At 34.9% G+C, this 9,646-nt stretch carries 15 protein-coding genes and 1 pseudogene; 2 read left to right on the forward strand and 14 right to left on the reverse strand.

Annotated elements, in window-relative coordinates; translation table 11 throughout:
- Positions 1-388 precede the first annotated feature (388 nt).
- From IRB43_RS17260 to IRB43_RS17315, 12 genes are all read right to left on the reverse strand, one after another.
- The gene (locus tag IRB43_RS17260; protein WP_203364693.1) at positions 389-571 is read right to left on the reverse strand and encodes a hypothetical protein; all 183 of its coding nucleotides are present in this window, start codon (positions 569-571) and stop codon (positions 389-391) included.
- A gap of 161 nt (positions 572-732) precedes the next feature.
- On the reverse strand, positions 733-936 hold the full coding sequence (locus IRB43_RS17265) for a hypothetical protein (RefSeq protein ID WP_203364694.1): 204 nt from the start codon (positions 934-936) through the stop codon (positions 733-735).
- 106 nt (positions 937-1,042) lie between these two features.
- Positions 1,043-1,543 carry a hypothetical protein gene (locus tag IRB43_RS17270; RefSeq protein ID WP_203364695.1) on the reverse strand — a complete coding sequence of 167 codons (501 nt, stop codon included), beginning with the start codon at positions 1,541-1,543 and terminating at the stop codon, positions 1,043-1,045.
- Positions 1,544-1,587: 44 nt separating this feature from the next.
- On the reverse strand, positions 1,588-2,100 hold the full coding sequence (locus IRB43_RS17275) for a cupredoxin domain-containing protein (RefSeq protein WP_203364696.1): 513 nt from the start codon (positions 2,098-2,100) through the stop codon (positions 1,588-1,590).
- A gap of 208 nt (positions 2,101-2,308) precedes the next feature.
- Positions 2,309-2,470, reverse strand: a complete 162-nt coding sequence (locus tag IRB43_RS17280; protein ID WP_203364697.1) for a hypothetical protein — start codon at positions 2,468-2,470, stop codon at positions 2,309-2,311.
- Between the two features lie 392 nt (positions 2,471-2,862).
- Entirely contained in the window at positions 2,863-3,246 is a 384-nt protein-coding gene (locus IRB43_RS17285) for an ArpU family phage packaging/lysis transcriptional regulator (RefSeq protein ID WP_203364698.1), read from the reverse strand.
- A gap of 192 nt (positions 3,247-3,438) precedes the next feature.
- Positions 3,439-4,233 carry a hypothetical protein gene (locus IRB43_RS17290; protein WP_203364699.1) on the reverse strand — a complete coding sequence of 265 codons (795 nt, stop codon included), beginning with the start codon at positions 4,231-4,233 and terminating at the stop codon, positions 3,439-3,441.
- 80 nt (positions 4,234-4,313) lie between these two features.
- Entirely contained in the window at positions 4,314-5,030 is a 717-nt protein-coding gene (locus IRB43_RS17295; protein WP_203364700.1) for a hypothetical protein, read from the reverse strand.
- A complete protein-coding gene (locus IRB43_RS17300; protein WP_203364701.1) occupies positions 5,030-5,227 on the reverse strand; it encodes an XtrA/YqaO family protein in 198 nt (65 codons plus the stop codon). The genes IRB43_RS17295 and IRB43_RS17300 overlap by 1 nt, the downstream gene beginning before the upstream one ends.
- A gap of 666 nt (positions 5,228-5,893) precedes the next feature.
- Positions 5,894-6,244 (reverse strand): hypothetical protein, encoded by a 351-nt coding sequence (locus tag IRB43_RS17305; RefSeq protein WP_203364702.1) that lies wholly within the window; start codon positions 6,242-6,244, stop codon positions 5,894-5,896.
- The gene (locus tag IRB43_RS17310) at positions 6,241-6,432 is read right to left on the reverse strand and encodes a hypothetical protein (RefSeq protein ID WP_203364703.1); all 192 of its coding nucleotides are present in this window, start codon (positions 6,430-6,432) and stop codon (positions 6,241-6,243) included. The genes IRB43_RS17305 and IRB43_RS17310 overlap by 4 nt, the downstream gene beginning before the upstream one ends.
- A 24-nt stretch (positions 6,433-6,456) precedes the next feature.
- Positions 6,457-6,711 carry a hypothetical protein gene (locus tag IRB43_RS17315; protein ID WP_203364704.1) on the reverse strand — a complete coding sequence of 85 codons (255 nt, stop codon included), beginning with the start codon at positions 6,709-6,711 and terminating at the stop codon, positions 6,457-6,459.
- Between the two features lie 195 nt (positions 6,712-6,906).
- Between IRB43_RS17315 and IRB43_RS17320 the strand changes: the two genes are divergently transcribed.
- Positions 6,907-7,323, forward strand: a complete 417-nt coding sequence (locus IRB43_RS17320) for a YjdF family protein (RefSeq protein WP_238942084.1) — start codon at positions 6,907-6,909, stop codon at positions 7,321-7,323.
- A 75-nt stretch (positions 7,324-7,398) separates the two neighbouring features.
- On the opposite strand, the gene IRB43_RS17325 is transcribed toward IRB43_RS17320, so the two are convergent.
- Together IRB43_RS17325 and IRB43_RS17330 are read right to left on the reverse strand one after the other, a co-directional pair.
- Positions 7,399-7,551 (reverse strand): hypothetical protein, encoded by a 153-nt coding sequence (locus IRB43_RS17325; RefSeq protein ID WP_203364705.1) that lies wholly within the window; start codon positions 7,549-7,551, stop codon positions 7,399-7,401.
- Positions 7,552-8,071: 520 nt separating this feature from the next.
- Positions 8,072-8,488 carry a hypothetical protein gene (locus IRB43_RS17330; RefSeq protein WP_203364706.1) on the reverse strand — a complete coding sequence of 139 codons (417 nt, stop codon included), beginning with the start codon at positions 8,486-8,488 and terminating at the stop codon, positions 8,072-8,074.
- A 312-nt stretch (positions 8,489-8,800) separates the two neighbouring features.
- Between IRB43_RS17330 and IRB43_RS17340 the strand changes: the two are divergent.
- Positions 8,801-9,074 (forward strand): annotated as a pseudogene (locus IRB43_RS17340) (cold-shock protein).
- The last annotated feature ends 572 nt before the right edge of the window (positions 9,075-9,646 follow it).

The raw sequence follows: 9,646 nt of genomic DNA on the forward strand, positions 1-9,646 counted from the left end.
CGGCTTAATTACACCGCTCTTGATTAATTGATTTAAATACTGTCTGCTGCATCCTAAAATTTCGATGGCTTCTGATGTATTTACAATGTGATCTTGTAAAAATTGCTTAAGTTCTTCTTCGTTTTTGAAATAGAACTCCTGGTCATTCATACCGTGATATCCTCCATCTCAAGTAAAGATTATAAACAGTGAGCACAAGCCATACACAGGCGGCAACTGATGCTACAATGTCCATCCAATGCAACCGATTATAATCTAATGTGGTGAAATGTAAAGTGAACAACCCAAACAGCACGATGTTAAACCAATCAATTTTTTTCATAATTTTAAGTGAACATGGTATAATATTTTTTAGAAGAAAGGGAAGTGCTTCCCTTTCTTCCGTGCATTATTTGCGACGTTTCTTCTTGCCCGGAGAGCGTCGCTTTTTATTTTTCTTCTTTCCTTTCTTTTTAGATTTGGTGTTTTTTTTGTCTTTCAGATCGCTTAGGTTTTTGATGGTTGCTATTATTGCTCCAATACTAGTAGCTACCCAAGCTATCATTCTTACGACCCTTTCAACATCTTCCATGTTCACTTTTCCTCCCCCCTTTCTATACTTTAATTATATTAATTTACTTTACTCACGTCAATCAAGTTTGTGTTTTTATTTAATTATTTTCCCATTAATTTTTAAGGATTAACCGCTATTTGTTTGTTTTAGACATAGAAAAAAGCCACTCAAACGAGTGACTAAAGAAAATTAGTTGCCCAGTAATACATACAACCTAATACTGCAACAGGCACAGTAAAGTTGATGATGAACTTTGGTATCCTCAATGTTTTTAGAATAAAAGCTAGCGCTAAAACTAATATAAAGGTAACTCCTAAGAAGATTGCCAAGTTCATAGCCATTCCGTTTAGCGTTGAACTCAAAGGTGAGAAATCAACTTCCATTTATTCACTCCTTTTTTTAAATATCATACAACTATTAGAGCAAAGAAAAAAGCACCGGTTAGGGTGCTTTTTTCACTACGCTGAAACTATTTATGTAACAACCTTATTAGGGACGAAAATCCACAATTGACCGATCTGGCTGTATAGTAAAGGCTTGAGTTAGATCTGAATTATCAACGTGCGTTAAAGAACCATCATCCATTGGAATAGTAACTTTAATACGATAATGTCCAGGTGGCAAAGCAGACAAATTAATATTAGTCTGGCTGTCAATTAATAAAAAAGAATCATAATCAAAAGAACCCCACATATTAAGTGACCCACGTTGCACAATGGTTCCTGAAGTGTTATGAATTGAGAATAGTGGATTATGCTTTCTATCGAAGTCTTCTATTAATGCAAAATTCGTAGTTTTTATAAAAACACCTGTATATAAAGCATCTTTCCCACTTGTTGAATACGTAACATCGTAAGAATTTTGTATATCTGATTTCTTCGCCGCTTGTACAACTGATTCCGGACTTAAGCTGTCAACTACCCCTAATCCCCCAAGAGCAATTGCTGAAGCTAAAACACCCTTACCCAATTTACTTACAATCTTTTTCATAGAAATACTCCTTTCTTAACGCACCATATTTAATGTAGTTTTTCTTAAGGACGAAAATCCACAATTGACCGATCTGGCTGTATAGTAAAGGCTTGAGTTAGATCTGAATTATCAACGTGTGTTAAAGAACCATCATCCATTGGAATAGTAACTTTAATACGATAATGTCCCGGTGACAAAGCAGATAGATTGATATTGGTAAAACTTTCAAACTCAATATCATTATAATTTCCATATGGTTTTTTCATCCACATATTAAGTGACCCACGTTGCACAATGGTTCCTGAAGTATTATGAATTGAGAATAGCGGATTGTGCTTTTTGGTAAAATCTTCAATTATTCTATAATCGCTCGAATCTGTACTAACCTCAACTTTTGTGCTTAAAGCATCTTTAGTGTTAGAACCATAATCAGCCCAATACTTCTGATACAAATCCGCCTTAGTTGCTGCTTCCACACCCAAGGAAGTTTTGGCAGAGTCTAAAACTACTAGTCCCCCAAAAGCAATCGCCGAAGCAAATACTATTTTACCAAGTCTACTTCTATTCTTCTTCATAAAAACTCTCCTCTCAAAATGTAATGAATTCCTTACAACAATTACAAATATACAAAATTTTAACTTTTATGTCAAACAAAAGAAGTTATAATTTTTACAATATCTACTTTATATTTACATTATTCAACAAAAACAGATGATTCCCTGCAACCATTTACCTGTTTTTTCAAAAAATAAAACCACCACAAGGATGACGCATGAACTATGTTCATTTCCTCCTCATACTACCTCTTACTCTCTTGTAGGTATCTCGCTTAGTCCCCATAATTTCTTCCCAATCTCGCCTAGTGTATTTTTCCTCTTCTTTCTCTACAGAAAGAGCAGCCACCTTCTTTTTATCTTTTATAGATAAATGCTCTCTGATTTTCATATACGTCTCTCCTTAATAAGCACCGCCTTATGCTATTCGCTTTTAAATTTTTAGGTTTTCCGCTTCCGTTCAATCACCCAGGAGGATAGCTAGGATTGAGGAAGTGGCAGGCCATTGTTTTACCACACCTTGCATTGGACTCTCACCAATTGCATCCCCGTGCCGATAGTGCGCAATACTGCTAGGCTCCGATTACTCCCCCTGTACAGCTAGTAACCTTCATCGCCATTCGATCTATCCGAGTACACCATTGATAAAGGAAAGATGCGTCTCCTACCAACTAAATAGTTGATAAGAAAATGTTACCGCTGTTGGAAAAATAAAAAGGTCCCCAGTTTGGTACCCCTTTTGTTCGTTTTTTGTCCGGTTTTTGTCCGTAAAAATAACAGCACTCAAATAATTCCAAGTGCTGTAGCAAGACGATATATGGCCGCTCTTTTTTTCTCATAGTATTTCCCTTTCTTCAGGCCCAGTTCCAGATAAATATTGATGTCCTTCGTCTCTTCAGACGTGAGATACTTCATTTCGATGATTCTCCGTTCGATAAAATCTAAGCTATGCTCTAAAGCGCGGTCAATCTGCTTCACCTTCAATTCGTTAAGTCGGTCTTGCTGCCTTACAGAAGGAAATAAATCAATAACTCCAGCGGCCTCTTGTTCTTTTTTATTCTCAATTTGAACTTTAAGCGCCCGATAGTTTCTTAGTTCCATAATAATTAAATCTTGAACCTCTTTCTCATCAATATCATTAAACATTGAAAGTTGTTTAGCATTCATATGATCACTCCTTAGTTGCAGAATTAAAGAAAATTTGTATTTTAGTTGCAAAGACATACACGGTTGCCAAAACCACTCTTTTTAGGTAATTTCGTTAACTACCTAAAATATGTAAATAAAAAAAGGGCACCAAACTTAAAGCAGCTGCGTACTGCCTTAATGTTTTGGTGTCCTCCAGTTTACTGGTAGAACTTATTTATCTGTTTCTTTATTTTCAATTTCCATTATACAATTATCAATAGCAAAAGAAATTAACCTTAACCTATTTTTCTCTTTAGTCAGTAACTGCCGTAAAAATAAAAAAACCATGACTATTATAAAGCCATATGTAGAATAATTGATAAACACCGTCATTTTAGGAATCATTGATTTATTTTCGGAACCATTAACGAAAGTGTGTACCTTAGAAATAAAATTGCTGTCTGAGATTATCTGAGGAATCAAACTTGTTATCGCTCCAATGAAAGCCGCTGTGAAAACTGTCCAAAATTTAGCGGTAACGTTATTAGCATTTTTCAATTCAATATAATTTTTAAGTAGATAAAGTTTATTTATATCATTCGAACAAGCTTTTTCAATTTTTTCTTTTAAAGTAATTAGGTTACTCATTGATGTCTGAGGGTTGGTTGTTGAAAATAAATCATAATAGAATTTATCCGAAATCATTGCTCTCCCAGTCCAGTAATATAATTCCTTATCAGTATCTTTATTACTCTTAGACACTTCTTTACCTTCCAAATATTTTTCTAAATACAACAATAAACTAAATAAATCAAATGCAAGAATTAATGTTATGGCAGAAGCAGATAAAGCAACCATTACATCGGCTGGACCTTTTAACAAAACACCTAAAAACAGAAACCCACAAATGGTAATAACTACAGATACACGTTTCAGAATATACTTCCAAACCCTACTAGAATCCCAAAACTTTTTTAACCTGCTAGTTTTCCAATAATTTAATATCGCTTGCTTCCACGAACTCAAGATACTTCCTCTCCATCCCACTTCACTTTTCCTGACAATCAATAATTTTTTATATCCATCATGCTGTACAGTTACATTAATTAATTTAGTGTTTCTATGGCTGACTTCCGAAATTTCACATTTCCTTGCTCATTAATAATGAGATACAATTTAAAAAGTTTGGTAAATAACTCTCTATTTTCATCAATACTAACATTTCCGTTGTAAACTTTACTGTCATTGTCAACAGAGAAGTTTATAGTTGGTATAGAACTTCTTTCATATTGAATAGAAAATCTCCTTTCACTTTCGAAGTCTTCTCTAGATTGACCAGCATTGATACCAACTTTGAATATAACTTTATCGAGGTTAGTAATAATTGAGTCAATCAAATCAAAGTATACTTCTATGTCAGCTATACTTGGGATTTTATAATTATGTTCAACTTTGTTCCTAATTTTATTAAATCTACTCATAACCCGTGATTTAACTAACCCTAACTCATCCAAATAATGAAGTTTACTATCCATACCTAAATTTTTCTTTTTCAAAAACTTAGTAAAGCCAAAAACATTATAAAAGATGTCTATTTGACAATTTAAGGCTCTTTTCAAATGTAATACACAATTAATTTTTAACCTTATATTTTCAGGATTCTTAACCAACAAATCTAATTCCTCTTCAGCAAAAAGCAAATAGTCGTTCGGGAATAAATCATATTCCGGAATCAACTTATAAAAGTTTGTTTCTTCATTAATTTTTTCATCCCTGTCCAGAAAATAAAGGACAGTATTGAACAATTCTTTGTAACTATCCACTAAAAATCTTCCCCTTCTTCCCATTTAACCCTTTTGATCTTTCCCTGATTCATGATCACTTTTACTTCCCCATGCTGTGGCAAATCAGCAACCTTTACCTTACCATCACAAATAACAATAGCCTTGTTATTTAATTCCATTATATCCAATTCTAGTACCGTTTTACTAGAGTCAATTTCTATCTCTGTTAATCTCACAAAAACTCCTCCCGATCTGTTAAAATAATATTGCCAATATCTTTTTAAAGGCCGGGAGCTTTCCTGGCTTTTTTCTTTTTAAATTTCCACTTCCACCTTTAGTTTCATCGGAATTTCTTGGGCAACATGAACACTTCTGTTTCCTGCTTCTACTAACTCTTTCACTTTATCCTTGCTTTACCTAAGTACTCAAAGCACTCAATCATCCTCCAAAAATTAGGTAATTGAATTAAGAGGTTTGTCCAATCAATATTGACTCTGAATTCATAAAGTATAGTGTAAGTTCTTACTAAACAATAAAGGGGGGAATTACTTTATGAATCATTAGAAAAATTGTTGCCACAAGCATAAAAGTAATGAACATGAACATAACTGCGATTGTCACAAACATGAACATAAAGACCGTGAACATAAATGCAATGGATGTATTTGTGATCAACTAAGAAAGTTACAAACACAGACAGAAGTAGACGTTTTTTTATCTAGTGGCGAAGTATTAGAAGACGTAGTATTTATTAACTTTGATCGAAATAACTGTTGTGCTTTCTTTATGGATACTGAAACAGAACCAGGCTCAACTCTTATTGTAGACTGCCAAAGAATTGATGCTATTCGTATCGAAGCAGATTAATGTAGCGAAAGACCGGGAGCTCTCTCGGCTTTTTTTCATTGTGCAAGACTCTTCATTTTGTCTGTCAGTTCCATGAACCATTCTTTACCGCCTGTTGCTAGCGCGATATGCGCCATGCTGTTGTAATCTTCTGAATGCAATTCATTATCCATCTTTTTTAACTCCGCGATATTAAACTGCATTAATTTGAGTGCTACTCCTTTAATATTTACAACCACAACATAAACTGCTTGACCGTGTATCTCTGCTATGAACCCTTGTTTCTCACACATGCTTTCAACCCAATCGCCTTCTTTAAGTTCAACGTGTTCTGTTGGTTCTTCATCGACTTTGTTCATGTAGTATTCAAAAATCTCATACATGCTATTAAACTTTTTAGGATTCATCGTTCAATCTCCCTTCTCTTCAATTCTTCCTGCACCAAATCCAAGATATATTTCTGATGCTCCACATACGCATCTGCTGGATCTCCACCTTCTACATGAGAACCAATCCGCCGCTCTACGTCTACCACCAGTAAATGCAGCCCCTCAACCGACAAACTCTTAATCTGCGATTCTATTAAAAGGCCCAATTGGATCACTCCTATCTAAATCTGTCAAAACAGCTTCATTTGCACCTCTTTTGCGTTTTCTAATGCACGATACTGGCGCTGTAACTCGTCTAACTGCTTTCGTATGAGCATGTTTTCAGCTAGTAATTCGGTATTCTTCATTTTCAAAAACGCTATTTCGTTGGGCTTTCTAGCGCATTTATTGTGATAAAACCCATTACCATTAATAGCAAAATTCTCATCTTCCCAAATATGATCATCGCAAAGTTCACATTGAGCTATGATACAGCCACTAGCCATGGATCACCCTCCTTCGCATATTCAACGTACTGCGACATAGTCTATTTACTTAATTGGTTAAAATTATATAATGGATATAGAATGAAAAAACACAATTCGGTTGGTAGTCCGGATGCAGCCTATACAGCTGTAAGTAACCTTCCCCTCCTCGGGATGTCCATCATTCTAAATTATTTTTTAGAGGAGGGACCTACCTTGAAACTAACCATTTGTTTTGATGGTCAATTTTATGTAGGACTAATTGAAAACATTTCTGAAAACAAATACAAAGCATATCGGTATATCTTTGGAAATGAACCAAAGGATCAAGAAGTCTTAGATTTTGTAAATAAGGATTTGTTAGATTTTATCAAACAACACGATAAACATGACGGAATTCATATACACCAAAATCAAAAAAAGAAAATCAATCCCAAAAGACTTCAAAGAATAGTAGCTAAAGAAATGAAACAACCTAGTATTTCTTCTAAAGCTCAAGAAGCTCTTAAAGCTGAATATGAACTAAGAAAAAAAGAAAAGTCAGTTTCGAACAAACGGTTAAAAGAGGAACGAAGAAAGTATATTAGGGAGATCAAAGTCCAAAAATCTAAAAATAAACGAAAAGGTAGGTAGTATAACTTCTTTTGCTGATAACTGATGTTATCAGCTTTTTTTATTAATTCAATGAAGTTAATGAATAATTTGTGTCTACTCACTAGCACTAGCTAAGATCGCCCAGCCAATCGCTTTAACAGCACTGGCAGCCATGAGCGCCCAATCTTCCAACAAGCCAAATGCCAGGACAAGATAAAGCGCACCAGCTATATTGGCGATTGCCCACTTTTTAAAAAATCCGAACATCATTCTTACTCCCTAACCTCACGACTAAACTCAATGTCCTGCTCGCCACAAAACGGGCAGCTGGCAGGTTCTTTGCCGTCCTTTACCGCGAATTCCTCCTGACAGTGGCATACATAGACATCTAAGATCATGGTGAGCCTCCTTGTTTTTGATATTTAATGAAAACTGGGAGCCTTTTATGAGATTTCCGTTGATTACCTTCTCGGCAGAACCGACAACCCTAATCCTCAAACTGACGACGAAAAAGAAATGCTCGAATTCTTTTCAAATCCTGAATTGAATTTGTTCTTTAAAGAAATGAAGGAGTCTCCAGAGGAGCAATTAGAAGAGTTGCGGGAGATCTGGGAGATTATTAAGAAGAGGAACAAAAAATAACACATAGCTTGGTGAGCACGCTGCGGCGTGTTTTTGTTTAGCTACTACAATGTATTAAGAAAAAATAAAAAACCCACTGAAGAAACATGCAGTGAGAGTTTCGCTTTGTTTACCTGGTATCAATGGATATTCATCCTAGTGAGGTTTATCTTTTCTCTAAAATTATTATTTCTGATTTTTCTTTTCCTTTTTCCGACCAGTCAACAGTTATCGTTAATTCTTTTGTTTTTGACGTTACCACTTTATTTATTTCTTCAGCATCTGGAGCAACCTCTCCTCGCTCGTTCAGAGTATATTCACCTCCACTCAAACCGCCCTGTTTCGTCTCCACTTTGTACCTTAGATGTTCTACTACTTTAGGATTGCTGCCTTTAAACTTTAGATATATAGACGGAGTAATTCTTTTTTCTGAATACTCTGTTGTTTGTCCTATATAAACTTCTGTTCTCCAGCTTTCTCCTTCTCCTTGAAATAATAGATCTTCATCTTTGTTCGAATTACATGCTGCAAGCATAAAAACCACACTCATAACCAACAAAAAACTAAATAGTTGTTTTTTCATCTTAAACCACCTTTATGTATCTTTATAACAATTTTACCATATGAAGGAACGATAGTGTTTGATCGTTGCAAGTTTGTATGCTCTATACAGTTCTGATTCATATAACACAGCCAGAGGAATCCCTTATCTGATAAGTATGTAGTGATAATAAAGATAATATTAATTTGCAATTTTTTCCGTTTCCTGCTATGATAAAGAAGAATTATTTCTGTTCGGTGTAAAGGATAGTATGAATATTGACTTTTCGTCTTGATGATACTTTGGGCAAGGATAGTAATATAATGTGTGGTAACGCACTAGGAGGCAACAAAAATGGAACAAGGTACAGTGAAATGGTTTAATGCAGATAAAGGTTTTGGCTTTATCGAACGTGCAAATGGAGACGATGTATTCGTACACTTCTCTGCAATCCAAAGNTAAAGGTTTTGGCTTTATCGAACGTGCAAATGGAGACGATGTATTCGTACACTTCTCTGCAATCCAAAGTGACGGATTCAAATCTTTAGACGAAGGTCAAAAAGTAACGTTTGACGTTGAGCAAGGTCCTCGTGGAGCTCAAGCTGCTAACGTTCAAAAAGTTGCTTAATCTTAAATCGATTATAAAAACAGGTCCTTTATATAGGGCCTGTTTTTTTATGCTCTCTATATAATACTCAATAAAAAACCCTACTCAACGTTCGAGTAGGGAGATGGTACAAGGTAATAGAAAAGATTTAAAGCTTCAAAGGTTTGTTTACAGTATAACATACTGGATTGACAATATGCGGAATGTATATAAGTTATTTATTTTTTTCGAATACAACTACATTTTATTCTTTCATTTTTCACTAACCTACCCCGTTAGTTTAAGAAGAAAATCATAAAAAATAAGACTTTCAATCGTACTTGATTATATATCAACATGAATAAGATAACACACTGGCCTCCCTCTTCGCTTTTGATTTTTGGCAGAACACAAAGTATACATACCGAGGCGTTGATGATGTGAATAGTCATGAGGTTAAGGCGAATGAGAAACAGATGGATAAGGCTTTGGCGAAAATGTATTGAATAAACGAAAAACCCACTGAAGACATAATACATTTGAACTGCCCCATAAATGTTAGACACCAAACTAACATTTATGGGGTGTTTTTATGTCTAAATATACAGTAGACG

The sequence above is a fragment of the Bacillus sp. REN10 genome (assembly GCF_016820555.1).
In the GTDB taxonomy this organism is placed as follows: Bacteria; Bacillota; Bacilli; order Bacillales; family Domibacillaceae; genus Bacillus_CE.

Excerpts from the sequence above, each read along its gene's own strand:
- IRB43_RS17260 (WP_203364693.1), bottom strand. The coding sequence starts at position 571 with ATGGAAGATGTTGAAAGGGTCGTAAGAATGATAGCTTGGGTAGCTACT.
- IRB43_RS17285 (WP_203364698.1), bottom strand. The coding sequence starts at position 3,246 with ATGAATGCTAAACAACTTTCAATGTTTAATGATATTGATGAGAAAGAG.
- IRB43_RS17330 (WP_203364706.1), bottom strand. The coding sequence starts at position 8,488 with ATGAAAAAACAACTATTTAGTTTTTTGTTGGTTATGAGTGTGGTTTTT.
- IRB43_RS17265 (WP_203364694.1), bottom strand. The coding sequence starts at position 936 with ATGGAAGTTGATTTCTCACCTTTGAGTTCAACGCTAAACGGAATGGCT.
- IRB43_RS17270 (WP_203364695.1), bottom strand. The coding sequence starts at position 1,543 with ATGAAAAAGATTGTAAGTAAATTGGGTAAGGGTGTTTTAGCTTCAGCA.
- IRB43_RS17305 (WP_203364702.1), bottom strand. The coding sequence starts at position 6,244 with ATGAATCCTAAAAAGTTTAATAGCATGTATGAGATTTTTGAATACTAC.
- IRB43_RS17325 (WP_203364705.1), bottom strand. The coding sequence starts at position 7,551 with ATGTTCGGATTTTTTAAAAAGTGGGCAATCGCCAATATAGCTGGTGCG.
- IRB43_RS17315 (WP_203364704.1), bottom strand. The coding sequence starts at position 6,711 with ATGGCTAGTGGCTGTATCATAGCTCAATGTGAACTTTGCGATGATCAT.
- IRB43_RS17280 (WP_203364697.1), bottom strand. The coding sequence starts at position 2,470 with ATGAAAATCAGAGAGCATTTATCTATAAAAGATAAAAAGAAGGTGGCT.
- IRB43_RS17275 (WP_203364696.1), bottom strand. The coding sequence starts at position 2,100 with ATGAAGAAGAATAGAAGTAGACTTGGTAAAATAGTATTTGCTTCGGCG.